The 24,720-nt window shown below is 69.7% G+C and carries 23 protein-coding genes and 1 riboswitch; of the genes, 16 read left to right on the forward strand and 7 right to left on the reverse strand.

Annotation, left to right across the window (positions count from 1 at the left end):
* Positions 1-91 precede the first annotated feature (91 nt).
* On the reverse strand, positions 92-1,273 hold the full coding sequence (gene nadA / locus G3I60_RS31885; RefSeq protein WP_138356208.1) for a quinolinate synthase NadA: 1,182 nt from the start codon (positions 1,271-1,273) through the stop codon (positions 92-94).
* Between the two features lie 232 nt (positions 1,274-1,505).
* On the opposite strand from nadA, the gene G3I60_RS31890 reads away from it, so the two are divergent.
* Positions 1,506-1,859 carry an iron-sulfur cluster assembly accessory protein gene (locus tag G3I60_RS31890; RefSeq protein ID WP_138356207.1) on the forward strand — a complete coding sequence of 118 codons (354 nt, stop codon included), beginning with the start codon at positions 1,506-1,508 and terminating at the stop codon, positions 1,857-1,859.
* Positions 1,860-1,952: 93 nt separating this feature from the next.
* On the opposite strand, the gene G3I60_RS31895 is transcribed toward G3I60_RS31890, so the two are convergent.
* Together G3I60_RS31895 and G3I60_RS31900 are read right to left on the reverse strand one after the other, a co-directional pair.
* Positions 1,953-3,551 carry a hypothetical protein gene (locus G3I60_RS31895; RefSeq protein WP_164296223.1) on the reverse strand — a complete coding sequence of 533 codons (1,599 nt, stop codon included), beginning with the start codon at positions 3,549-3,551 and terminating at the stop codon, positions 1,953-1,955.
* 94 nt (positions 3,552-3,645) lie between these two features.
* Positions 3,646-3,864 (reverse strand): hypothetical protein, encoded by a 219-nt coding sequence (locus G3I60_RS31900; RefSeq protein ID WP_164296225.1) that lies wholly within the window; start codon positions 3,862-3,864, stop codon positions 3,646-3,648.
* Positions 3,865-4,052: 188 nt separating this feature from the next.
* Between G3I60_RS31900 and G3I60_RS31905 the strand changes: the two genes are divergently transcribed.
* The gene (locus G3I60_RS31905; protein ID WP_138356205.1) at positions 4,053-5,027 is read left to right on the forward strand and encodes a carbohydrate kinase family protein; all 975 of its coding nucleotides are present in this window, start codon (positions 4,053-4,055) and stop codon (positions 5,025-5,027) included.
* Positions 5,028-5,124: 97 nt separating this feature from the next.
* Here G3I60_RS31905 and G3I60_RS31910 read toward each other — a convergent pair whose 3' ends face one another.
* A complete protein-coding gene (locus tag G3I60_RS31910; protein ID WP_164296226.1) occupies positions 5,125-6,522 on the reverse strand; it encodes a cysteine desulfurase/sulfurtransferase TusA family protein in 1,398 nt (465 codons plus the stop codon).
* Between the two features lie 237 nt (positions 6,523-6,759).
* Here G3I60_RS31910 and coxB point away from each other — a divergent pair, with 237 nt between their 5' ends.
* The 4 genes from coxB (at position 6,760) to G3I60_RS31930 (ending at position 11,238) form a co-directional block, all read left to right on the forward strand.
* Positions 6,760-7,710, forward strand: a complete 951-nt coding sequence (coxB, locus tag G3I60_RS31915) for a cytochrome c oxidase subunit II (RefSeq protein ID WP_138356203.1) — start codon at positions 6,760-6,762, stop codon at positions 7,708-7,710.
* A complete protein-coding gene (ctaD, locus tag G3I60_RS31920) occupies positions 7,707-9,464 on the forward strand; it encodes a cytochrome c oxidase subunit I (RefSeq protein ID WP_138356202.1) in 1,758 nt (585 codons plus the stop codon). The genes coxB and ctaD overlap by 4 nt, the downstream gene beginning before the upstream one ends.
* Positions 9,461-9,859: a cytochrome c oxidase subunit 4 gene (locus tag G3I60_RS31925; protein ID WP_138356201.1), complete on the forward strand. Its 399-nt coding sequence runs from the start codon at positions 9,461-9,463 to the stop codon at positions 9,857-9,859. Before ctaD ends, G3I60_RS31925 begins: the two co-directional genes overlap by 4 nt.
* A 122-nt stretch (positions 9,860-9,981) precedes the next feature.
* Positions 9,982-11,238, forward strand: coding sequence for an Ig-like domain-containing protein (locus tag G3I60_RS31930; protein WP_138356200.1), 1,257 nt, complete (start codon positions 9,982-9,984; stop codon positions 11,236-11,238).
* Between the two features lie 9 nt (positions 11,239-11,247).
* On the opposite strand, the gene G3I60_RS31935 is transcribed toward G3I60_RS31930, so the two are convergent.
* On the reverse strand, positions 11,248-11,655 hold the full coding sequence (locus G3I60_RS31935) for a hypothetical protein (RefSeq protein ID WP_138356199.1): 408 nt from the start codon (positions 11,653-11,655) through the stop codon (positions 11,248-11,250).
* Between the two features lie 228 nt (positions 11,656-11,883).
* On the opposite strand from G3I60_RS31935, the gene G3I60_RS31940 reads away from it, so the two are divergent.
* The 6 genes from G3I60_RS31940 (at position 11,884) to G3I60_RS31965 (ending at position 19,146) form a co-directional block, all read left to right on the forward strand.
* Positions 11,884-12,504: a heme-copper oxidase subunit III gene (locus tag G3I60_RS31940; RefSeq protein WP_138356198.1), complete on the forward strand. Its 621-nt coding sequence runs from the start codon at positions 11,884-11,886 to the stop codon at positions 12,502-12,504.
* Between the two features lie 82 nt (positions 12,505-12,586).
* Complete coding sequence (locus G3I60_RS31945) at positions 12,587-13,399, forward strand: c-type cytochrome (RefSeq protein WP_164296228.1); 813 nt, start codon at positions 12,587-12,589, stop codon at positions 13,397-13,399.
* Between the two features lie 8 nt (positions 13,400-13,407).
* On the forward strand, positions 13,408-14,460 hold the full coding sequence (locus tag G3I60_RS31950) for a ubiquinol-cytochrome c reductase iron-sulfur subunit (protein WP_232484789.1): 1,053 nt from the start codon (positions 13,408-13,410) through the stop codon (positions 14,458-14,460).
* Positions 14,457-16,091: a cytochrome bc complex cytochrome b subunit gene (locus tag G3I60_RS31955; RefSeq protein WP_164296230.1), complete on the forward strand. Its 1,635-nt coding sequence runs from the start codon at positions 14,457-14,459 to the stop codon at positions 16,089-16,091. Before G3I60_RS31950 ends, G3I60_RS31955 begins: the two co-directional genes overlap by 4 nt.
* Positions 16,092-16,228: 137 nt before the next feature.
* Complete coding sequence (gene trpD / locus G3I60_RS31960; RefSeq protein WP_138356194.1) at positions 16,229-17,293, forward strand: anthranilate phosphoribosyltransferase; 1,065 nt, start codon at positions 16,229-16,231, stop codon at positions 17,291-17,293.
* Between the two features lie 318 nt (positions 17,294-17,611).
* Positions 17,612-17,727: riboswitch (SAM riboswitch) on the forward strand.
* Between the two features lie 45 nt (positions 17,728-17,772).
* Entirely contained in the window at positions 17,773-19,146 is a 1,374-nt protein-coding gene (locus G3I60_RS31965) for an aminotransferase class V-fold PLP-dependent enzyme (RefSeq protein WP_164296231.1), read from the forward strand.
* A gap of 33 nt (positions 19,147-19,179) precedes the next feature.
* On the opposite strand, the gene G3I60_RS31970 is transcribed toward G3I60_RS31965, so the two are convergent.
* Positions 19,180-19,461 carry an Lrp/AsnC family transcriptional regulator gene (locus G3I60_RS31970; protein ID WP_138356192.1) on the reverse strand — a complete coding sequence of 94 codons (282 nt, stop codon included), beginning with the start codon at positions 19,459-19,461 and terminating at the stop codon, positions 19,180-19,182.
* On the reverse strand, positions 19,458-20,237 hold the full coding sequence (locus G3I60_RS31975; RefSeq protein WP_164296232.1) for a rhomboid family intramembrane serine protease: 780 nt from the start codon (positions 20,235-20,237) through the stop codon (positions 19,458-19,460). The genes G3I60_RS31970 and G3I60_RS31975 overlap by 4 nt, the downstream gene beginning before the upstream one ends.
* A gap of 139 nt (positions 20,238-20,376) precedes the next feature.
* Between G3I60_RS31975 and G3I60_RS31980 the strand changes: the two genes are divergently transcribed.
* The 4 genes from G3I60_RS31980 to G3I60_RS31995 all read left to right on the forward strand — a co-directional run bounded on the left by G3I60_RS31980 (position 20,377) and on the right by G3I60_RS31995 (position 24,714).
* The gene (locus G3I60_RS31980; RefSeq protein WP_138356190.1) at positions 20,377-20,667 is read left to right on the forward strand and encodes a hypothetical protein; all 291 of its coding nucleotides are present in this window, start codon (positions 20,377-20,379) and stop codon (positions 20,665-20,667) included.
* A gap of 91 nt (positions 20,668-20,758) precedes the next feature.
* On the forward strand, positions 20,759-22,135 hold the full coding sequence (locus G3I60_RS31985; protein WP_138356189.1) for an NYN domain-containing protein: 1,377 nt from the start codon (positions 20,759-20,761) through the stop codon (positions 22,133-22,135).
* Positions 22,136-22,443: 308 nt separating this feature from the next.
* Positions 22,444-23,469, forward strand: a complete 1,026-nt coding sequence (locus tag G3I60_RS31990; RefSeq protein WP_164296234.1) for an NlpC/P60 family protein — start codon at positions 22,444-22,446, stop codon at positions 23,467-23,469.
* Between the two features lie 198 nt (positions 23,470-23,667).
* The gene (locus G3I60_RS31995; RefSeq protein WP_164296235.1) at positions 23,668-24,714 is read left to right on the forward strand and encodes a C40 family peptidase; all 1,047 of its coding nucleotides are present in this window, start codon (positions 23,668-23,670) and stop codon (positions 24,712-24,714) included.
* Positions 24,715-24,720 lie beyond the last annotated feature (6 nt).

The following is a 24,720-nucleotide window of genomic DNA, read 5'->3' on the forward strand; positions in this document are numbered from 1 at the left end:
CGCGCGATCGCACCTCGCACCTCGTACCGCTCATGAACGGGCGGGCCGGAACCCTCAGGGTTCCGGCCCGCCCGTTCAGCGTTACCGGGCCTTACGGCAGCGCCAGCATCTGCTCCAGGGCCAGCTTGGCGAACCGCTCGGTCTCCTCGTCCACCTGGATGCGGTTGACGAGCTTGCCGTCCGCCAGCGACTCCAGGGTCCACACCAGGTGCGGCAGGTCGATGCGGTTCATCGTCGAGCAGAAGCAGACGGTCTTGTCGAGGAAGACGATCTGCTTGTCCGGGTGCGCCTTGGCGAGCCGGCGGACCAGGTTCAGCTCGGTGCCGATCGCCCACGCGGAGCCGGCCGGGGCCGCGTCCAGCGCCTTGATGATGTACTCCGTCGAGCCGACGTAGTCGGCGGCGGAGACGACCTCGTGCTTGCACTCGGGGTGCACCAGCACATTGACCCCGGGGATCCGGGCGCGGACGTCCTCGACCGACTCGATCGAGAAGCGGCCGTGCACGGAGCAGTGGCCGCGCCACAGGATCATCTTGGCGTCGCGCAGCTGCTGGACGGTCAGGCCGCCGTTCGGCTTGTGCGGGTTGTAGAGGACGCAGTCGTCGAGCGACAGGCCCAGATCGCGTACCGCGGTGTTGCGCCCCAGGTGCTGGTCGGGAAGGAAGAGCACCTTCTCGCCCTGTGAGAACGCCCACTCCAGCGCGCGCTCGGCGTTCGAGGACGTGCAGATCGTGCCGCCGTGCCGGCCGGTGAAGGCCTTGATGTCGGCGGAGGAGTTCATGTAGGAGACGGGGACGGTGGCCTCGGCCACGCCCGCCTCGGTCAGCACGTCCCAGCACTCGGCGACCTGCTCGGCGGTGGCCATGTCGGCCATCGAGCAGCCGGCCGCCAGGTCCGGGAGGATCACGGCCTGCTTGCCGGACGTGAGGATGTCCGCGGACTCGGCCATGAAGTGCACACCGCAGAAGACGATGTACTCGGCCTCCGGGCGCGCGGCGGCGTCCCGCGCGAGTTTGAAGGAGTCACCGGTCACATCGGCGAACTCGATGACTTCGTCGCGCTGGTAGTGGTGGCCCAGGATGAAGACCTTGCTCCCGAGCTTCGCCTTGGCGGCGCGGGCGCGCTCGACCAGGTCGGGGTCGGACGCGGCCGGCAGGTCGCCGGGGCAGTCAACTCCGCGCTCGCTACGGGGATCGGACTCCCGCCCGAGCAGCAGCAGGGCGAGCGGCGTGGGCTGAACATCCAGCACATCCAGCGGTTCTGTGGTGGTCACGGGCCCGGAGCCCTTTCTGTGCAGCACAGCCTTTTCGTCTACCTGACGTTATCTATGATAGCCCGTTCGTGTCAGATTGACGATGGGGGTCGCGTCAATGTGACGCATTCCGTTCCCGGCCTCCGGTGTGCGAGCATTGTTGGCGGAAAGACGTATCGGACCCGGAATGAATCCGGGGGGTCATCGGTTACCAGTCGGTGGCAGCAGTCCGAACAACCCGGGAGTGAAGCAGATGACGGTTCAGGACGAGACCACCGCGAACGACGGACTTCTCCTGTCGGATTCCGCCGCGGCCAAGGTCAAGGGCTTGCTCGAGCAGGAAGGCCGCGAGGACCTGGCGCTGCGTGTCGCCGTTCAGCCCGGTGGCTGCTCCGGTCTGCGCTACCAGCTGTTCTTCGACGAGCGTTCGCTCGACGGCGATGTCGTGAAGGACTTCGACGGTGTGAAGGTCGTCACCGACCGCATGAGCGCCCCGTACCTGGGCGGCGCCTCCATCGACTTCGTGGACACGATCGAGAAGCAGGGCTTCACGATCGACAACCCGAACGCCACCGGCTCCTGCGCCTGCGGCGATTCGTTCCACTGATCGCACGCGAAGGCGGCGGCCACCCGAGAGGGTGACCGCCGCCTTCGTCGTTCCGCGGACCGCTGGGAACCGGTCCGCCCGGAACCTGTCCGGCTACTTCCGCAGCGGCACGACGGTGCCGTCGTACAGGTCGACGACCTTGCGGTCACCGAGCGGCTTGGCCAGCTGCACGGTCCTGGTGGTGTCCTTCGCGATCATGATGCACATCCCCCGCACGGCCGGGTCGTGCATCCCCGTGATCCGCACGGTCACCGCCGCGTCGGACTCCTCGGCGGTCGCCGCGTAGGTGGAGCAGACACCGGCCCAGAAGTGCAGCTCCAGGACGTTGCCGCGCACGGTGTACGAGACGGCCTTCTGCTTCTTGGGCGCGTTCGGGTCGGCGGGCTGCCCGGGGTCGGCGGGCTGCGTCGGCGCGGTCGTACCCGGACCGCCCGGCTCACTCGGCAGTCCCGTGCCCGGCGCCGTCTGCTGGATGTAGCGCGCCTCGACGGCGGGCTGTGCCACCGTGTGCGCCTTCACCACTCCGGCCTGTGCCACGTCGAACAGCCAGGACGGCACCAGTGCCCGCGCGCCCGAGACGAACTGGGCCGACAGCCCGAACGTGACGCCGCGGACCTCCAGCTTCTGCTCGGCGGCCGGCACACACGGCATCGACTGCGGCAGCGTCTTGTCGTCGCTCGGCGCCGTCGGCGCCTTCGGGAGCGGTGCCGGGCAGGTGCCGCCGACCCCGTGGTCCGTGCTGCCGGCTCCGCCGGTCTCCAGCTGCTTCAGGGCCTGCGCCGCGTCGATCACCGGGTACTGGTCGCCCTTGTCGAGGGCCGCCAGCAGACCGTAGCCGCCGCTCAGCTGCCCGTCCGCGCCGATCCGCAGGGTGGTGCGCCAGCCGTGCGTCGGCAGCCCGCCCACCACCGGGTCGGCGTTCACCATGCGCACCGCGCCGGCGGTCTCACTCGCGTCCACCGCGGCTCCGGTCAGTCCGAGAGCGGCCAGGGCGGGCGCCGCGGCCTGCTTCGCCCGGTCCTCGGAGACCGCGCCGTCACTCGTGCCGGCCGGCCCGGAGGACGACGTCGAGGTACCGCCCGCGCCGTCGGCCGAGGCGACCGGCGGGCCGGTGCAGACCGGGGAGTCGGGACCGCCGGCGCTGGGAGCACTCGGCACCCCCGGCTTCATCGGCGTGGTGCGGTAGCACTTGGCGATCGGGCCGAGCCGGGAGTACGACCAGTTGCCCTCGCCCGACCGGTTGACCTGCAGGAACGGCCCGCTGCCGTCCGGGGTGCCGCCCGCCCGCCAGAAATCGTGGTCGAGCTTGACGGGGCCGGGCACATCCAGCGCCTTCGCCAGCTTCTCGACGGCCGCCTGCGTCACGTCCCCGTGCGGCCGGTGGACCGGTGCCTCCTTCGGACCGGCCGGCAGCGGCTTCGTGACCTGGTACTGCGCCCCGGCGGGGGCCGCCGCGCCGCTGTCCGTGCCGGCTGCCACCCCGGTCCTGGCGCCGTCCAGCGCCAGTGGCGCGGGTGCCTTGCTCTCGCTCTTGTCGAGGGCGCTGCTGCCCGCGTTCGCCGTCGCCCAGTAGGCCCCGCCGCCGCCAGCCACCAGGACCGCCGCGGCCATCGCGGCGACGGCCAGTGGTGACCTGAGGCGGCGGCGGGGGACGGGATGCTCCATCGTGTCGTCGTTACGTTCGGTGCTCACCGTGCTGCTCCCTCGGCTCCGTACCGTCAGATGCAGCTGTGACGGAGCCGGAGCCCGCGCGGTTCCCACCGCGCGGTTCCGCGACCGGCCGGGATCAGGCGCCGTACTCCGCCATACCGTCCACGACGTGCGCGGACGCGAGCGGCACGGTGATTCCGTGCAGGCTCGACGGAGCGGCCACCGGTGGGGCCGCATGGGCGGGAACCGTCCAGTGCGGCGCCATCCGACGGCAGTCGCCGAGCAGTTCGGCGAGCGATTCGGAGCGGGATTCAGGTTCGACGACGGGGGGCAGTGGGGACGCAGTAGAAGCCATGTCTTCGACCCTAGGCACTTGATCAGGTAGGGGTAAGCCCTACTATCGGGTAGTTTCTCCGTGTCCGGTGGTCGGTTCCCGGTCGCGGCGGCGCACCCCATACGATGGCTGTGCCTTTTCCGTGTTGCCCAGGGCCTCCTTCCGGCCCTTGCCGACCTTCGCCGCCGCCCCCGCAGGAGCATTCAGTCGTGCGTATCGCTGTCACCGGATCCATCGCCACCGATCACCTGATGACCTTCCCCGGCCGCTTCGCCGACCAGCTGGTCGCGGACCAGCTGCACACGGTCTCGCTCTCCTTCCTCGTCGACAACCTCGATGTCCGGCGCGGCGGAGTCGCTCCGAACATCTGCTTCGGCATGGGCGTGCTCGGCCTCCGGCCGGTCCTCGTGGGCGCGGCGGGCTCCGACTTCGCCGAGTACCGCGCCTGGCTGGACCGGCACGGCGTCGACACCGCGTCCGTCCGCATCTCCGAGGTGCTGCACACCGCGCGCTTCGTCTGCACCACGGACACCGACCACAACCAGATCGCGTCCTTCTACACCGGCGCGATGAGCGAGGCCCGGCAGATCGAGCTGCAGCCGATCGCCGACCGGGTGGGCGGCCTGGACCTGGTCCTCATCGGCGCGGACGACCCCGAGGCGATGATCCGGCACACCCAGGAGTGCCGCAGCCGTGGCATCCCGTTCGCGGCCGACCCCTCGCAGCAGCTCGCCCGCATGGACGGCGAGGACATCCGCCTCCTCGTGGACGGCGCCACGTACCTCTTCACCAATGAGTACGAGAAGGCGCTCATCGAGTCGAAGACGGGCTGGACCGGCGAAGAGATCCTCGCCAAGGTCGGCACCCGCATCACCACCCTCGGCGCGCAGGGCGTCCGCATCGAGCGGGTCGGCCAGCCGGTGATCGAGGTCGGCTGCGCCGAGGAAGAGGCGAAGGTCGACCCGACCGGCGTCGGCGACGCGTTCCGCGCCGGCTTCCTGGCGGGCCTGGACTGGAACCTGTCGCTGGAGCGCTCCGCCCAGCTCGGCTGCATGCTGGCGACCCTCGTCATCGAGACGCTCGGCACCCAGGAGTACGAGCTGCGCCGCGGCCACTTCATGGACCGCTTCACCAAGGCCTACGGCCACGAGGCCGCCGCCGAGGTCAAGACCCACCTGGCCTGACCCTTTCGTTCCCTCGATCGCCGGCCGGGCTGATTCCTTCAGCCCGGCCTGGGGGTACCTCCCGGACGGAGTCCGGGGGAGCTCGAGGCCATCTTTCTCACGTTCTGCGCCGCACCAGGTACGCCGTACCCCGCTCCGCCGCGCGCTCGCCGACGTACTCCTGGTCCCGCATCTGGCACCACGCGGGGATGTCCAGCCGCGCCGCCTCGTCGTCGGACAGCACGGAGATCACCGCGCCCACCGGCACATCGCCGATGACCTTGGCGAGCTCGATGACCGGGATCGGGCAGCGCTTGCCGAGCGAGTCGACCGTCAGCGCGGGCTCGTCGGGGGCACCGGCGACCTCGGCCGGCGGGGCGGAGGTGTCCGCGGTGGGGGAGGCCGGGGCGCCGAGCTGGTCGCGGACCGAGCGGACGACCTCCGGCAGCACGCCGAGGAACCGCTCGACGTCCTCCGCAGGAGTGCCCGGCGGCAGTGACACCCGGACGTTCCCCTCCGACAGGACGCCCATCGCGCGCAGCACATGGCTCGGGGTCAGGGTGCTGGAGGTGCAGGACGAGCCGGAGGAGACCGAGAAGCCCGCGCGGTCGAGCCCGCCGAGCAGCGCTTCCCCGTCGACGTAGAGGCAGGAGAACGTCACGAGGTGCGGGAGCCGCAGCGTGGGATGGCCGACGACCTCCACATCGGGGACGAGTACCGGCACCCGGGAGCGGATCCGGCCGACCAGCTCCGACAGCCGCGCCCCTTCGGCCGCGGCCTCCTCCCGCACGGCGCGCAGCGACGCCGCCGCGGCCACGATGGCCGGCAGGTTCTCGAAGCCGGGGGAGCGTCCCGACTCCCGTTCGTCCGTGGGGCCCTGAGCGGCGAAGCGCACGCCCTTGCGGACCGCGAGCAGCCCGACCCCGGGCGGTCCGCCCCATTTGTGGGCGCTGGCGGTGAGCAGCGACCAGCCGCCCTCCACCGGCCCCCAGGCCAGCGACTGCGCCGCGTCCACCAGCAGCGGCACCCCCGCCTCCCGGCAGAGCTCGGCGGCCTCGGCGACCGGCTGGACCGTACCCACCTCGTGGTTGGCGGACTGCAGGCAGGCCAGTGCCGTGTCCGGCCGCAGCGCGGCGGCGAACGCGGCGGCGTCCACCCGCCCCGTACGGTCCACCCCGACCTGGGTGGCCTCGTACGCCTCGGCCGCATGGAGTACCGACGAGTGCTCGACGGCCGACACCACGAGGTGACGCCCCGTCCGCCGCCGTCCCGCCATGGCTCCTGACACGCCCGTGTGAACGGCACGGGTTCCCGAAGGAGTGAAAACCAGTTCGTCGGGACGGCAGCCCACCGCTTCGGCGGCCGCCTCGCGGGAGGCGTCCAACAGCAGCCGGGCGCGCCGCCCCTCGCGGTACAGGCGGGCCGGATCCGCCCACCCCTCGTCCAGCGCGGCTACCAGCGCCTGGCGGGCGACGGGGTGCAGGGGAGCGGCCGAAGCCGCATCGAAGTAGGACACGCCCGGCACGCTACGCCTGTCGCCCGGCGGGCCGTCAGGCGGCATGCGGAGCATGCCGGTCCATCCCTTCGGGAAGTGCCCCGGCGCGTTGGACCCCCTCCCCGCGCGACCCCAAATAGCGTCCAGTAGGGTTTGGTCCGCATAAACATCCACACCTACCTGCCCGCGCCAGGGCCGACCGACCAGCTGACGGCCGGGCACCCGGACGCGTGGGCGAGACTCTCGGGAAGGCGCTACGTGAGTCCCAACGGCTCCGACCGCTCGTCGCGGCGCCCGGTGCGGCGGAAGCTGCCGCAGGCGCTGGCCGCGGCGCTGGTCCTTGTGACCGCTACCGGTTGTGAATACCCCCGCCTTGGCATGCCCAGCCCCGCTACGGAACAAGCCCCCCGGATCCTGGCGCTCTGGCAGGGCTCCTGGGCCGCCGCGCTGGCGACCGGTGTACTTGTCTGGGGTTTGATCATCTGGAGTGTGATCTTCCACCGGCGAAGCCGGACGAAGGTCGAGGTTCCTCCGCAGACCCGGTACAACATGCCCATCGAGGCGCTGTACACCGTGGTCCCGATCATCATCATCGCGGTGTTCTTCTACTTCACCGCGCGTGACGAATCCAAGCTTCTGGCGACCTCAGAAAAGCCGGACCACGTGGTGAACGTGGTCGGCATGCAGTGGAGCTGGGCCTTCAACTACGTCGAGGACGTGGACGGCAACAAGTCGTCCCCTGCGGTGGCTCCCAAGGAGCTCGAGCAGATCCCCGTCGACAAGCTGAAGTTCCCGGTGGGTGCCGAGGGCGTCTACGACTTCGGCACTCCCGCCACGAAGAACCAGGACACCGGTAACCCCGGTCCGACGCTCTGGCTGCCGAAGGGCGAGACGGTGCGATTCGTCCTCACCTCGCGCGACGTCATCCACTCGTTCTGGGTGGTGCCGTTCCTCATGAAGATGGACGTCATCCCGGGCCACACCAACGTCTTCGAGGTGACCCCGAGCAAGGAGGGCACCTTCCTGGGCAAGTGCGCGGAACTGTGCGGCATGGACCACTCCCGGATGCTCTTCAACGTGAAGGTCGTCTCCCCGGAGCAGTACCAGCAGCACCTGCAGGATCTGGCGAAGAAGGGCCAGACCGGTTACCTCCCGGCGGGCATTGCCACCACGGGCAACGCCAAGAATGCGGAGCCCAAGACCACATGAGCATTCTCAACGAACCCCATCAGGGCGCGGCCGCCATCGGCGAGTCGTACGAGGACGAGTTGCCGGTGAAGCGGGCACAGCCCGGCGCCGTGGTCATCAAGTGGCTCACCACCACCGACCACAAGACGATCGGGACGATGTACCTGATCACCTCGTTCTTCTTCTTCATCCTCGGCGGGATCATGGCGCTGCTCATGCGCGCCGAACTGGCCCGCCCGGGCACCCAGATCATGTCGAACGAGCAGTTCAACCAGGCGTTCACGATGCACGGCACCGTGATGCTGCTGATGTTCGCGACGCCGCTCTTCGCGGGCTTCGCGAACTGGATCATGCCGCTGCAGATCGGCGCGCCCGACGTGGCGTTCCCGCGGCTGAACATGTTCGCCTACTGGCTCTACCTGTTCGGCTCGCTGATCGCGGTGGCCGGCTTCCTGACGCCGGCGGGCGCGGCCGACTTCGGCTGGTTCGCGTACTCCCCGCTGTCGGACGCGGTCCGGTCCCCGGGCGTCGGCGCCGACATGTGGATCATGGGTCTGGCCTTCTCCGGTTTCGGCACGATCCTCGGTTCGGTCAACTTCATCACCACGATCATCTGCATGCGCGCACCCGGCATGACGATGTTCCGCATGCCGATCTTCGTCTGGAACGTCCTGCTGACCGGTGTGCTGGTCCTGCTGGCCTTCCCGGTGCTCGCCGCCGCGCTGTTCGCCCTGGAGGCCGACCGGAAGTTCGGGGCGCACGTCTTCGATGCCGCCAACGGCGGGGCGTTGCTATGGCAACACCTGTTCTGGTTCTTCGGGCATCCAGAGGTGTACATCATCGCGTTGCCGTTCTTCGGCATCATCAGCGAAGTGATCCCGGTGTTCAGCCGCAAGCCGATGTTCGGCTACGTCGGCCTGATCGGCGCGACGATCTCCATCGCCGGCCTGTCGGTCACCGTCTGGGCGCACCACATGTACGTCACCGGCGGTGTGCTGCTGCCGTTCTTCTCGTTCATGACGTTCCTCATCGCGGTCCCGACCGGGGTGAAGTTCTTCAACTGGATCGGCACGATGTGGAAGGGGTCACTGAGTTTCGAGACCCCGATGCTGTGGGCCGTCGGCTTCCTGATCACCTTCGCGTTCGGTGGTCTGACCGGTGTGATCCTGGCGGCGCCGCCGCTGGACTTCCACGTCTCGGACTCGTACTTCGTGGTGGCGCACTTCCACTACGTGATCTTCGGGACCGTGGTCTTCGCGATGTTCTCCGGCTTCCACTTCTGGTGGCCGAAGTTCACCGGCAAGATGCTGGACGAGCGGCTCGGCAAGATCACCTTCTGGACGCTGTTCTTCGGCTTCCACGGCACGTTCCTGATCCAGCACTGGCTGGGTGTCGAGGGCATGCCGCGCCGTTACGCGGACTACCTGGCGGCCGACGGGTTCACCACGCTGAACACCATCTCGACCATCAGTTCGTTCCTGCTCGGCCTGTCGATGCTGCCGTTCTTCTACAACGTGTGGAAGACCGCCAAGTACGGCAAGAAGGTCGAGGTCGACGACCCGTGGGGCTACGGCCGTTCCCTCGAATGGGCGACCTCCTGCCCGCCGCCGCGGCACAATTTCCTCACGCTGCCGCGTATCCGGTCCGAGTCGCCGGCGTTCGACCTGCACCACCCGGAGATCTCCGCGATGGAGCTCGAGCAGAACCTCGACCCTGAGCGCGGCGCCCTCGTCGCCGGTGGCGAGGAGCACGAGGAGAAGGGGAAGCAGCTGTGAGGGTCCAAGGCAAGATGTTCCTCGGCCTGGCGGTCTTCATCCTCGCCTCGGCCATCGTCTACGGCTACTGGTCCAAGGAGCCCGCCGGCACCACGGCGCTGTTCCTTGCCTTCGGCCTCAGCGTGATGATCGGGTTCTACCTGGCCTTCACCGCCCGCCGGGCGGACACCGGAGCCCAGGACAACGAGAACGCGGACGTCGCGGACGACGCCGGCGAGGTGGGCTTCTTCAGCCCGCACAGCTGGCAGCCGCTCTCGCTCGCCATCGGCGGCGCGCTGGCGTTCCTCGGTGTGATCTTCGGCTGGTGGCTGCTGTACTTCTCCGCCCCGATGCTCCTCATCGGCCTGTACGGCTGGGTGTTCGAGTACTACCGCGGTGAGAACCAGACACAGTAGGACCGGCGGGCGACCGCCGCGACACATCACGGGCTGGGCCCGGACACCGCACGGTGTCCGGGCCCAGCCCGTTCGCATGCGCTCAACGCGCCGATCCGGGCGAATCTTCATACCTTGTGACCATGAGTCACTTCTCGACACGCCGGACGGCGATGCGATACGCGCTTCTCGTAGCCCCTCTCGCGGTGGGGCTGACCTCATGCGGCGGTGACGGCGGGGATCCGCTGGCCGCCTCTCCCTACGACGCGGCGGGCGAGGTCTCCTACAGTCTCGCCGACGGCGGCAAGGTGGACCCGAACAAGCCCCTGGAGATCACCGCCAAGGACGACGGCCGGATCACCGACGTCACGGCCACGGACGCCGCAGGACGCTACGTCAGGGGCGAACTCTCCCCGGACGGCATACGTTGGCACAGCACCGCCCCGCTGGCCGCAGGAGCCCACTACACGGTCCGGGTGAGCACCGAGGACAGCGCCGGGCGTCCCGGCCGGGAGACCGTCGGATTCGACACGAAGGCCTCCGACAGCCTGCTCCGGGTCACCTTCGGCCCTGACACCGGCACCTACGGCGTCGGACAGCCCGTCACCGCCATGCTGACCGTGCCCGTCAAGGACCCCGCGGCACGCGCCAAGGTCGAGCAGAACCTGCAGGTCACCGCCAGTCCGGAGGCCGCCGTCGGCTCCTGGTACTGGGTGGACGACCGCACGCTGCACTACCGGCCTGAGACCTTCTGGCCCGCCCACGCGAAGATCGAGGTCCGCAGCACCCTGGACGGCGTCCGCGTCACGGACAGCCTCCACGGCGGAGCCTCCAAGCCGCTGACGCTCACGACCGGTGACCGGGTCGAGGCGATAACGGACGCGGGCTCCCACGAGATGACGTTCAAGCGCAACGGCAGCGTCGTCCGCACGATACCCGTGACCACCGGCAAGCCCGGGTTCTCCACCCGCAACGGCGTCAAGGTCGTCCTGGGCAAGGAGAGCTTCGTCCGGATGCAGAGCGAGAGCATCGGCATAGCCGCCGGCAGCTCGGAGGGGTACGACCTTCCCGTCTACTGGGCCACCCGGGTGACCTGGAGCGGCGAGTACGTGCACGCGGCGCCCTGGTCGGAGGGCTCGCAGGGGGTCGACAACGTCAGCCACGGCTGCACCGGGATGAGCACCGAGAACGCGCACTGGTTCTTCGACCAGGTGCGCATGGGCGACGTCGTCCAGGTCGTCAACAGCGCGGGCTCGACGATGACTCCGTTCGACAACGGCTTCGGCGACTGGAACCTGAACTGGTCCGAGTGGAAGAAGGGCAGCGCGCTGGGCAGCCCGGGCAAGGCGGCGGCGGTGCAGAACACCGCCGCCCCCGCCCGGCTCCGTCCCGAGGTCTGACCGGTCCGGCTACGCCGGTGCGGTCACCGCGAGGCGCTTGCGCAGCAGCCCGGCCAGGGCCTGCGCGAGCGCCACCGGGTCGACGGGGTGCGTAACCGCCGCCTCGGCCCGGCTCCAGGTGGCCAGCCACGCGTCCTGCGGCCGGCCGATCAGCACCAGCACCGGCGGCGCCTGGAAGATCTCGTCCTTCACCTGCCGGCACACGCCCATGCCCCCCGCGGGAGCCGCCTCACCGTCGAAGACGCAGGCGTCGATGCCGCCCCGTTCCAACTCCGTGAGGACGGCCGGCAGTGTCGCGCACTCCAGGAATTCGACCGGCGGCAGGTCGGGCGCCGGCCTGCGCCCGACGGCGAGCCGGACCTGCTCCCGGGTGTTCGCGTCGTCGCTGTAGACCAGCACCGTGGCAGTCGCCCGCATCGTGCCTCCTGATCGTCGAGGAATCGTCGTCGAGTCCGTCGTCAAGCGGCTCGGATGCTACTCCCGTGAACAGCTCCGCGAGGAGCCTTCGGCCCAGGACAAGATCCGTCCGATGCTCCGTCATCCCTCCTTCGAGGGACGGCTTCGGTAGGCCACGCGGGTCTCCTGCGGGGCCGGACACACCGAATGGCACCCCCCGGAGTGAGCGCGAGATAAGGGACCGACATAATGTCGGACGTGGCGACAGCAACAGCAGTAGATACCGGGCACGCGCACCCGTCGGTCAACCGGCCGAACCTCACCAGCGTCGGAACCATCATCTGGCTGAGTTCCGAGCTGATGTTCTTCGCGGCCCTCTTCGCGATGTACTTCACCCTTCGCTCGGTGACGGGTGCCGAGTTCTGGAAGGAACACGCGTCGGCGTTGAACGTTCCGTTCTCGGCGACGAACACGACGATCCTCGTGCTCTCCTCCCTCACCTGCCAGCTCGGCGTGTTCGCCGCCGAGCGCGGCGACGTGAAGAAGCTCCGCGCGTGGTTCATGCTCACGTTCGTGATGGGCGCGATCTTCATCGGTGGCCAGATCTTCGAGTACACCGAACTGGTCAAGAACGACGGCCTCTCGCTGTCGTCCGACCCGTACGGATCGGTGTTCTACCTCACGACCGGCTTCCACGGGATGCACGTGACAGGTGGTCTGATCGCGTTCCTGCTGGTTCTCGGCAGAACGTACGCGGCCAAGAGGTTCACTCACGAGCAGGCCACGGCGGCCATCGTCGTGTCCTACTACTGGCACTTCGTCGATGTCGTCTGGATCGGCCTCTTTGCCACGATCTACCTGATCAAGTAACCGGCGGGCCGGCCACGGGCCGGAACGACGTGCAGACAGACACAGACAGAAGCATCGACACAGATCCTGACCGGGGTAATCCGTGAAAAAGCTCTCCGCACGACGGCGCCATCCGCTGGCGGCGCTTGTCGTCCTACTTCTCGCGCTCGCGGCCACCGGGGGGCTGTACGCCGCGTTCGCGCCGGCGCAGAAGGCGCAGGCTGACGACACAGCCCAGTCCCTCGCGATCGAAGAGGGCAAGAAGCTGTACGCCGTCGGCTGCTCCAGCTGCCACGGCACGTCCGGCCAGGGAAGTAAGAACGACGGCCCGAGCCTGGTGGGCGTCGGCGCCGCAGCCGTCGACTTCCAGGTGGGCACCGGCCGCATGCCGGCCCAGCAGCCGGGATCGCAGATCCCGAAGAAGAAGAACATCTACACGCAGGCCCAGATCGACCAGCTCGCCGCGTACATCGCCTCGCTGGGCCCGGGTCCCTCGGTACCCACCAAGGAGCAGTACAGCCCGGACGGCGCGGACGCCGCCAGGGGCGGGGAGCTGTTCCGCACGAACTGCGCGCAGTGCCACAACTTCACAGGCAAGGGCGGTGCGTTGACCAACGGCAAGTACGCGCCCAGCCTGGAGGACGTGGACCCCAAGCACATCTACGAGGCCATGCAGAGCGGCCCGCAGAGCATGCCGTCCTTCCCCGACACCACGATGCCGGAGGACGCGAAGGCGGACATCATCGCGTACCTCGACGCCGTGAACGGCGAAAAGACCCCCAGCCCCGGTGGCCTTGAGCTCGGAGGCATCGGACCGGTTTCGGAGGGTCTGTTCGCCTGGGTCTTCGGCCTCGGAGCCATGATCGCTGTCGCCATCTGGGTTGCGGCCCGGACCACGAAGGCCAAGAAGTCATGAGTCAGGACATGTCAGAGTCAGAAGAGAACCTGCCGAGTGAGCCGTCACACGCTCACGGGGGCGACGTGCCGGCCGTCCGCGGAGAGAACGCGTTCGCCGACCCCGGCCTTCCGCCCCACGAGCACCGCCGTCAGGACATCGACGAGCGTGCCGCGAAGAGCTCGGAACGCACCATCGCGTTCCTCTTCCTCCTGTCGATGCTGTCCACGATCGGCTTCATCGCCTGTTTCGTGGTCTTCCCCGTCGACAAGATCATCTACGTCTTCCCGTTCGGCCACGTCAGTGCGCTGAACTTCTCGCTCGGCCTGACGCTGGGTCTTGCCCTCTTCTGTATCGGCGCCGGCGCGGTCCACTGGGCCCGCACGCTGATGTCCGACGAGGAGCACGCCGCCGAGCGTCACCCGATTTCGGCCGAGCCCGAGGTCAAGGCCCAGGTGCTGGCCGACTTCGCGCAGGGCGCGAAGGAGAGCGGCTTCGGCCGCCGGAAGCTGATCCGCAACACGATGTTCGGCGCGCTGGCCCTGGTGCCGCTCTCCGGTGTCGTGCTCCTGCGTGACCTGGGACCGCTGCCGGGCGACAAGCTCCGGCACACCCTGTGGTCCAAGGGCAAGGTACTGATCAACCAGAACACCAACAAGCCGCTCCGGCCCGAGGACGTTCCCGTCGGATCGCTCACCTTCGCCATGCCCGAGGGCCTGGAGGAGAACCAGGAGCGGTTCCAGAAGGAGATCGCCAAGGCCGCCCTGATGATCATCCGGCTCGAGCCGAACGACATCAAGGACAAGCGGGAGCGTGACTGGGCCCACGAGGGCATCGTCGCGTTCTCCAAGATCTGCACGCACGTCGGCTGCCCGATCAGCCTCTACGAGCAGCAGACGCACCACGTCCTCTGCCCGTGCCACCAGTCGACGTTCGACCTGTCCGACGGCGCCCGGGTCATCTTCGGCCCTGCCGGTCACGCCCTTCCGCAGCTGCGGATCAGCGTGAACGAGGAGGGCAACCTCATCGCCCTCGGCGACTTCACGGAGCCCGTCGGCCCGAGCTTCTGGGAGCGCGGATGAGTACCACTGCTGAAAACTCGCAGCGCCGGGGCAAAGCCCCCGCCGGCGAGCGGGTCGCCGACTGGGCGGATGGCCGTCTCGGCATCTACGGCCTGGCCAAGGCCAACATGCGCAAGATCTTCCCGGACCACTGGTCCTTCATGCTCGGTGAGATCTGCCTCTACAGCTTCATCATCCTCATCCTCACGGGTGTGTATCTGACGCTGTTCTTCCACCCCAGCATGGCCGAGGTCGTCTACGACGGCCCCTACGCCCCGCTGCAGGGCCAGCGCATGTCCGACGCGTTCGCGTCGACGATGCACATCAGCTTCGAGGTGCGCGGCGGTCTGCTGGTCCGCCAGATCCACCACTGGGCCGCACTGATCTTCGTGGCCGCGATGCTCGTGCACATGATGCGCGTGTTCTTCACGGGTGCGTTCCGCAAGCCCCGCGAGGTCAACTGGCTCTTCGGCTTCCTGCTGCTGGTCCTCGGCATGTTCACCGGGTTCACCGGTTACTCGCTGCCGGACGACCTGCTGTCGGGCACCGGTGTCCGGTTCATGGACGGCGCGGTGCTGTCCATGCCGGTCGTGGGCACGTACCTGTCGTTCTTCATGTTCGGCGGGGAGTTCCCCGGCACCGACTTCGTACCGCGCTTCTACTCGGTGCACATCCTGCTGCTGCCGGGCATCATGGCCGGTCTGCTGGTGGCCCACCTGATCCTGGTCTTCTACCACAAGCACACCCAGTTCCCGGGTGCCGGCAAGACGGAGAAGAACGTCGTCGGCATGCCGCTGCTGCCGGTGTACATGGCGAAGGCGGGCGGCTTCTTCTTCCTGGTCTTCGGTGTCATCGCGGCGGTCGCCTCGATCGCGTCGATCAACCCGATCTGGGCGATGGGCCCCTACCGGCCGGACCAGGTGTCCACCGGCGCCCAGCCCGACTGGTACATGGGCTTCTCCGAGGGCCTGATCCGTGTCATGCCGGGCTGGGAGATCAACGCATGGGGCCACACCCTGGCCCTGGGTGTGTTCATCCCGCTGATGATCTTCCCGCTGGTACTCGTCGCGATCGCGATCTACCCGTTCGTCGAGTCCTGGGTCACCGGGGACAAGCGGGAGCACCACCTGCTGGACCGGCCGCGCAACCACCCGGTCCGCACCGGCTTCGGCGCGGCCTGGCTGAGCTGGTACGGCATCCTGCTCGTCGGTGGCGGCAACGACCTCTGGGCGACGCACTTCCACCTGTCGCTCAACCAGATCACCTGGGTCGTGCGCATCGGGTTCTTCGTGCTCCCGGTGCTCGTGTTCATCGCGACGAAGCGGATCTGCCTCGGCCTCCAGCGCCGCGACCGCGACAAGGTCCTGCACGGTCGCGAGACCGGCCTGATCAAGCGGCTGCCGCACGGTGAGTTCATCGAGGTGCACGAGCAGCTCTCCCAGGAGGCGCTGCACACGCTCACCGCGCACGACCAGCCGAAGCCGCTCGAAGCCGGCCCCGAGGTCGACGAGAACGGCGTGGAACGCAAGATCGGCCCGATCACGAAGCTGCGCACCAAGCTGTCGCACGGCTTCTACGGCGAGGCCAGCCAGATCCCCAAGCCGACCCCCGAGGAGCACGCGGAGATCACCAGTGGCCACGGCCACCGCTGATCGTCCGCTGATCCCTCGCGCCGGCTGACGGCAACCTCGAAGGGCCCCGTCCATGACATGGACGGGGCCCTTCGCCGTGCCCCGCCCCCGATAGGCTTGGGCACGCAGTATCGACCCGACCACCAGGAGTGTGGACCATGAGCGTTGTGACCCCGGCAGGCGGCGACAGCTCGGCGAACCACTCATGGCCGGGCGTACTGAACCAGCTGCTGCGCGGCCATGACCTGACGGCCGACGACACCGCCTGGGCGATGGACCAGATCATGACCGGCGAGGCGACCGACGTGCAGATCGCCGGCTTCGCCATCGCGCTGCGCTCCAAGGGCGAGACCGTCGACGAGATGTCGGGCCTGGTCCGGGCGATGTACGCGCACGCCAACATCATCGAGGTGCCGGGCCGGACGGTGGACATCGTCGGCACCGGCGGTGACCTCGCCAGGACGGTGAACATCTCCACCATGTCGGCGATCGTCGTGGCGGGCACCGGCGCCAAGGTCGTCAAGCACGGCAACCGCGCCGCGTCGTCCCAGAGCGGCTCGTCCGACGTGCTGGAGCGGCTCGGGGTCAATCTGGAGCTCACCCCGCAGCGGGTCGTGGAGGTCGCCGAGGAAGCGGGCATCACGTTCTGTTTCGCGGTGAAGTTCCACCCCGCGCTGCGGTACGCGGCCAAGGCCCGCAGGGAGCTCGGCGCCCAGACCACGTTCAACTTCCTCGGCCCGCTCACCAACCCGGCCCGGGTCCGCGCCCAGGCCACCGGGGTCGCCGACGCCCGGATGGCGCCGATCATGGCGGGTGTGCTGGCCGAGCGCGGCTCCTCCGCGCTGGTCTTCCGCGGCGACGACGGGCTGGACGAGCTGACCACCACCGCGACCTCCCAGGTGTGGGTGGTCCGGGACGGCAAGGTCGACCAGGTCGCGTTCGACCCCCGTGACGTCGGGATCCCGCTGGTCCCCGTCGAGGCCCTGCGCGGCGCGGACGCCGCCTACAACGCCGAGGTCGCCCGCCGGCTGCTGGCGGGCGAGCGCGGTCCGGTCCGCGACGCGGTCCTGCTCAACTCGGCCGCCGCCCTGGTCGCCCTCGACCCCGGATCCGCCACCCTGGAGGTCCAGATCGCCGACGGCATCAACCGCGCCGCCGAGGCCATCGACTCGGGCGCGGCCAGGATCGCGCTGGACCGCTGGGTCGCGGCGAGCAACGCGTAACGCCCTTCCGGCGGATGAGGAACGGCTCTTTCCCGGCCTTCGGCCGGAGGGAGCCCTGACGAGGCTTCCCCCGCCTTCGGGCGGGGAGACCCCCTGCGGCGGACGGCGTCTGGGCTGCCCATTGCCCAGCCGGACAGGCCCCAGCACCCCGTCCGGCGGATCCCTGTCCGCTCCCCGGTCCGGGGGCTCTCCGCGCTCCCGGACCGGGACGAGGCCTGCCCGTCCTGACGGCGGGCTTCCCTCGAGCCCGTCCGGAGGACCGTCCGTATCGCGGAATGCCGCTTGCCGTCGGCAGGACAGCTGGCATACTTCTCGTCAGGTCACGAGTGACAGCGATTTGGCCCTGGCTTGCTGTCCGGCAACCCTCCGTCCGTGGCGGGGTGCCCCAGGTGATGACCGGGCCGTAGGCGAGGTGTCTACGGCAAGCGCGGGCCCCTTCGCGACTGCTTCCGGGGTCCAGGTCCCTGAGGAGCTCCGTCATGTCCGTGCACCCCGTTTCCACCTGCACCCCCGGTTCCGTGGCCACCGCTCCCCTCGAAGTGCTCGGCCGTGACGTCCGGGTCCCGCTGGTGACCGGCGGCGAGGTCACCTACGCGGCCCTGGACTACGCGGCCAGCGCGCCCGCGCTGCAGCGGGTCTGGGACGACGTGGCCGCGTACGCGCCCTACTACGGCAGCGTGCACCGCGGGGCCGGTTACCTGTCGCAGCTCTCCACCGACCTGTTCGAGCAGAGCCGGGCGACGGTGGCCGACTTCCTGGGCTGCCGGGAGGGCGACCAGGTGGTCTTCACCCGCTCGACCACCGACTCGCTGAACCTGCTGGCCTCGGTGCTCCCGGCCGGCACCCAGGTCTTCGTCTTCGAGACCGAGCACCACGCGTCGCTGCTGCCGTGGCGGGACGCGCGCGTCACGTACCTGACCGCGCCCCGCACCCCCGAGCAGGCCGTCGCCTCGCTGGAGGCGGCGCTCGCGCAGCGCGACCCCTACGGCCCCGCGCTCGTGTGCGTGACCGGCGCCTCGAACGTCACCGGTGAGCTGTGGCCGGTCCGTGAGCTGGCCGACGCGGCGCACGCGCACGGCGCCCGCATCGTGCTGGACGCCGCGCAGCTCGCCCCGCACCACCCGGTGGACATCGCGGAGCTGGACGTGGACTGGGTGGCGTTCTCCGGGCACAAGCTCTACGCCCCGTTCGGCTCCGGCGTGCTGGCCGGCCGGGCGGACTGGCTGCAGGAGGCCGAGCCGTACCTGGCGGGCGGCGGCGCGAGCCGCAAGGTCGCGCGGCGTGCCGACGGCGGGGTGGACGTCGAGTGGCACACCACCGCGGCCCGGCACGAGGCCGGATCGCCGAACGTCATCGGCGTGTACTCGATCGCCTCGGCCTGCCGGGCGCTGACCGAGGCGGGCTTCGACTCGCTCGTGGAGCGGGAGCAGGGCCTGGTCACCCGGGTCCGCGCCGGACTGGCCGGAGTACCGGAGGTCCGGGTGCTGTCGCTGTTCGGCGACGACGCGCCCCGGGTCGGTGTCATCTCGTTCGTCGTGGACGGCTGGAACAGCTCGCACTTCGCCGCCGCGCTGTCCGCCGAGTACGGCATCGGGGTGCGCGACGGCCTCTTCTGCGCCCACCCGCTGGTCCGCACCCTGCTGGGCAGCGAGCCGACCGAGCCGGGCGAGTGCGGATCCCCGGAGACCGAGCCGGGGGAGAAGTCGCTCAACGCGATCCGTGTGAGCTTCGGGGCGGGCACGCCGGACGAGCACGTGGACCGCTTCCTGGGCGCCGTCACGGAACTCGTCAGGGACGGCGCCAAGTGGAACTACCGCACCGAGGACGGCCGCTGCGTGCCCGCCCGCGACTGAGCGGCCGGATACGCCGGGCGGCGGCCGGCCGCGTCAGCCTTCGAGGCCGATCGCGAAGGCAGCCTCCAGGTCGTGCTGGGAGTACGTGCGGAACGCGACATGCGTGTCGGTGGCCTCGACGCCGGGGATCTTGCTGATCCGGCCCGGGATGATGTCCGCGAGGTCGTCGTGCCGGGAGACCCGGACCATGGCGACCAGGTCGTACGTCCCGGTGACCGAATAGACCTCGCTGACGCTGTCCAGGGCGGCGATCGCCTCGGCGATCTCGGGGATCCGGTCGACGCTGGTCTTGATGAGCACGATCGCGGTGATCACGGCTGTAGGTCTCCTTGGGTCGCCCTGGCTGCGGTCTCCAGCTTAGGGCTTCGGCGGAAGCACACCACGGCGGCCAGGAAGCCGAAGACAAAGCCCACCACGTGGGCCAGATAGGCGACCCCGGGACCCGACTGGCTGGTCTGGGCGGCCAGCCACTGCAGCGCGAACCAGAAGCCGAGAACCATCCAGGCCGGGAAGCGCAGCGGGACGAAGAAGAGGAACGGGAACAGGCTCGTCACCCGCGCCTTGGGATAGAGGTAGAGATACGCCCCGAGCGCCCCGGAGATGGCGCCGGAGGCGCCGACCAGGGTCTGCGTCGAGTCGGCGCCGGCGAGCGCGAAGCCGTACGTGGCGAGGTATCCGGCGGCCAGAAAGAACAGCAGATAGCGGAAGCGGCCCATGCGGCTCTCGACGTTGTCGCCGAAGACGTACAAAAACAGCATGTTGCCGATCAGATGCAGCCAACTTCCATGGACGAACATCGCGGTGAGCACCGACGGAAATGTCATTTTGGTGAACGTGTGCGGGGCCGGGCAGCCGGCGGGCAGCCCCAGCCGGTCCAGCGGCAGCTGCCCGTGGAACAGCTCGGCGGGGATGACTCCCCAGCGGTCGAAATACACCGCCTGGGCGCACTGGAGCTGGTCACCCGTGCCGTAGGAGGGGTTGAACCCCGAGATCGGACCCAGCAGGAACACGACCACGCACAGGGCGATCAAGGCGTACGTCACCACGGGAGTGCGGCGGACCGGGTTCTTGTCGTAGACCGGGATGACCATGTATCGATCATGACGGAACAGGCGTATCGGTCAGGGGGCGCCTCGCCGCAGCGCCGCCCGCCGTGGAGGCCGTAGGGTAACCGGAACGCGCGCGTACGCCACGTGCCGACCCGAAAGTCCCGAAAGAGGTGTCCGCCCGATGCCGGTTCCCCTGCCGACCGCGACGACCCGGTGGCGCTGCACGCTGTGCGGCAATCTGACCCGGTTCGATGTCACGCGATCGACGAAGGTCGTGGAGTACGTCCACCTGGACCTCGCCGGTGAGGCGAAGGTCGAGGAGACCGAGGTGCTCAGCGAGACCGTGGAGTCGGTGCGCTGCCGCTGGTGCAACGCGGCCGACCAGGTCGAGTTGGTCGACCGGCCCAGTGCGGGAGCCGAGGGCGGCGCCGACGCCGGTGTCGAAGCGGAAGCGGATTCGACGCAGGGTTGACCCTGTGCGGCGACAATGGACTTGTACGGCGGCGGCCGGAGGGATCGAAGGGGGCCGGGGAGGCGCCGACAGCACTGGACGGGAGTGACTGGTGGATGGGACCGGCGGGCACCCGCAGGCCGAGAGCAGCGGCGCCGACGAGGCGGCCGAGCCGGCCCTGGACCGACCGCTGCCCGAAGGCGTGCGGCACCGGGTCGTGACGATAGCCGCTGATGCCTTCGGCGGCCTCACCCTCGCCGAACTGCCGTCCCCGCTGCGGCCCTATGCCCGGTTCACCCCGTCGCGGCGCGCCAAGTTCGCGGCGACCGCGCTGGCCACCGCCCTGGAGACCGATCCCGCCTTCCGGCAGAAGATCGCCGCCCGGCTGCGTGAGTCCCAGCCGGAGCTGGCCGAGGCGCTGGAGGCGGGCACCCCGCCGCCCGCCGCGGACCCGCTCGACGTGGCCGCCGCCGCCTATCTGCTGCGCCCGGCCGGCTGGGCCAAGATCGTCGCGACCGCCGGCGAGGAGGCGCAGCGCGCGCTGGCCGAACGGGCCGACGGTGAGACCACCCGCGAACTGCAGCAGCTCAGGGACGAGCTGGCCGATTTCCAGCTGCAGGCCCGTGACGAGGCCGCCCGCGGCCGCGGCGAGCTGGAGGCTGCCCGCAAGGAGATCGACACGACGCAGCGCAGGCTGCGCAGCGCGGTCAGCGACATGAAGCGTGCCGAGGCGGCGCTGCGCAAGGTGGAGACCGAGCTGGAGGAGGTCCGGGCCGCGGCCGCCGCGGACAAGGCCGCCGCCGAGAACGAGGCACGCCGGCTCAGGACCCGCGTCACCGAGGCCGAGGCCGCCCTGGAGGCGGGCCGCAGGTCCGTGCGCGAGGGCCGCAGCGCCGAGGGCGTACGGCTGCGGCTGTTGCTGGACACCGTGCTGGACGCGGCCACCGGGCTGCGCCGCGAGCTGGCGCTGCCACCGCGCGACACCATGGGCGTCCGGCCGGCCGACACCGTCGAAGCGGTCGCGCCCGGCACGATCAGCCCCAAGGACATCGCGCAGCGCGCCCTGTCCGAGAACGACCCGGCCCTGCTCGACCAGTTGCTGGCCCTCCCGCAGGCGCACCTGGTGATCGACGGCTACAACGTCACCAAGACGGGTTATCCGTCCCTGCCGTTGGAGAAGCAGCGGCTGCGGCTGCTCGGCGGCCTCGCGGTGCTGGCGGCGCAGAGCGGCGCCGAGGTCACCTGTGTCTTCGACGGGGCCGATCTGGACGCCCCGGTGCTGCTGGCGCCGCCGCGCGGGGTGCGGGTGATGTTCAGCAAGGCGGGCGAGACCGCCGACGAGTTGATCCGCCGCCTGGTCCGGGCGGAACCGCCGGGGCGGGTCGTCGTGGTGGTCTCCGCGGACCGTGAGGTCGCCGACGGCGTCGCCAAGGCCGGTGCGCGGCCCGTCGCATCGACGCTGCTCCTCAAGCGGCTCGCGCGCGGCTGAACTCCGGTCCGCTCCCGTACCGGTGTGCCTCGCACTCCGGTGTCCCTTATGCGCATCTGCGATCAACTCAGCGTCAGATGACCACTACTGCACGTTCGATCTTCGTAAAGAAAACGTGTCGCGATCGAAGTTTTACCTACAAGGATTTGAACCGATCACAGGAAGGTCACTATGGTCGGGGCTCGAACCTCCGCGCCGTCGATCAAGCCGCACCACGAAAACCGTGGGTCCAGCGGCCGAACGACCGGGCGCAGGGGGGACCGCCGACCAACCGGGTAGGCGGCTGAAGGAAGAAGGAGCTCGCCTTCGTGGCGTCCCACCGTCGTCCCAAGCCGACAAGCCGCATGCGGGTGACCGTACTCACCGCTACCGCTGCCGCAGCCGTCGCCCTCACTTCCCAGGCCGCGAACGCCGCCCCCGCCAAGCCCGACATCAAGGACGTCAAGTCCCAGGTCGACAAGTTGTACGACGAGGCGGAGCAGGCCACCGAGAAGTACAACGGGGCCAAGGAGCAGCAGGGCAAGCTGCAGAAGGAGGTCGGCGACCTCCAGGACCAGGTGGCGCGCGAACAGGGCACGCTCAACACCCTGCGCGACGGCCTCGGCGCGATGGCCAGTGCCCAGTACCGCACCGGCGGCATCGACCCGACGCTCCAGCTCTTCCTGTCGGCGGACCCGGACACCTACCTGTCCCAGGCATCCATGATGGACCAGGTGAGCGCCCAGCAGGCCGAATCGCTCAAGCAGATCCAGGAAGTCAAGCGCACCCTGGACCAGCAGCGCGCCGAGGCCACCACCAAGATGGCCTCGCTGGAGAGCGCGCGCACCGAACTCGGCAAGCAGAAGAACGCGGCCCAGAGCAAGCTCGCCGCGGCCCAGAAGGTGCTCAACTCGCTGACCGCGCAGCAGCGGGCGGCCATCGCGGACCAGGACGCCCGCGCGAGCCGTAGCAACGAGCGGCCCAACCTGGGCGACGTTCCCGCGCCCTCGCAGCGTGCCGCCGCCGCGCTCGCCGCCGCGAAGACCAGGATCGGCATGCCGTACGAGTGGGCGAAGACGGGTCCCAACACCTTCGACTGCTCCGGCCTCACCATGTGGTCCTACGCGCAGGCGGGTGTCAACATCCCCCGGATGTCCCAGGACCAGGCCAACTACGGCACCCACCTGACGATGAGCCAGCTGGCCCCCGGCGACCTGGTCATCTTCTTCGGCGACCGCCACCACGTCGGCTTCTACGCCGGCAACGGCATGGTGCTGCACGCTCCCAAGCCGGGTGCGTACGTGCGCTACGAGGCGATCGGCAACATGCCGTTCCAGTTCGGCGTACGGATCTGATCCGGTTCGTTCTCCCGGCACTCTCCCGCCCGGCCGGAATCACGTCTCCTCCGGCCGGCGGTGTGGTTCATTCGAGTGATATCGGAGGGTGACCGCTGACGGCCGAGCGGCAGTGACCTGGGCATCGAGAAGGCCGCCCGCCCGTCACGGCCGCGCGGTCTTTGAACTCAGCGTGATGGTCTGACTACTGTCTCAGCCGTGGCAACACATCGGCGGTCCCCGCAACCCGGCTTCACCCGCACCTCCCGCGTCACCGTGCTCTCCGCGGCGGCCGCCGCGGCGGCGCTCTCCGGAGGCGCGGCGGCCCAGGTCGCGGCCGCCGACCCGGCGGGTCCCGCGACCGACACGTCGTCCCGGGTGGGACAGCTCTACCAGCAGGCCGAACAGGCCACCGAGCAGTACAACGCGGCGCAGGAGCGCGCCACCCGGCTGCGGCACGAGGTGGCCTCCCTCCAGGACCAGGCCGCCCGGGGCCAGGAGCGGGTCAACCGGATGCGGGACGACCTCGGCGCGATCGCCGGGGCCCAGTACCGCAGCGGCGGCATCGACCCGACGATGGCCCTCATGCTCTCCTCCGATCCCGACAGCTATCTCGACCGGGCCGAGGCGCTGGAGCGGATCAGCAACCACCAGGCCGCCGATCTGGCGCAACTGCAGGAAGCACAGCGCTCGCTGGAGCAGAAGCGTTCGATGGCGGCGGCCAAGCTGGCCGACCTGGAACGCGCCAGGTCCACGATGAAGGACCGCAAGCGCAGCGTGCAGGGCAAACTCGGCGCGGCGCAGCGGCTCCTCAACCAGATGCCGGCCGCGCAGCGCGCCGGATTCGTCCGCGGCCTGGACGACCGGACGTCGCGCTCGAGCCGTTCCGTACCCGACATGCCGGATCTGCCGGCCTCCTCGTCCCGCGCCGCGATGGCCGTGGCCGCCGCGCGGGCGGCGATCGGCTCGCCCTATGTGTGGGGCAGCACGGGCCCGTCGTCCTTCGACTGTTCCGGCCTCATGCAGTACTCCTACCGGAAGGCCGGGGTGTCGCTGCCGCGGACCTCGCAGGAGCAGAAGCACGCCGGCCACCAGGTCCCGCTCGACCAGGCCCGCCCCGGCGACCTGGTGATCTACCGGGACAACGCGAGCCATGTGGGGATGTACGTCGGCGGCGGCCGGGTGGTGCACGCCCCGTACCCGGGCGCGCGGGTGCGCTACGACCCGGTCAACATGATGCCGATCTCCGCGGTCACCCGGCCCTGACCTGCC

The organism is Streptomyces sp. SID13666, assembly GCF_010548325.1.
Taxonomy (GTDB): domain Bacteria; phylum Actinomycetota; class Actinomycetes; order Streptomycetales; family Streptomycetaceae; genus Actinacidiphila; species Actinacidiphila fildesensis.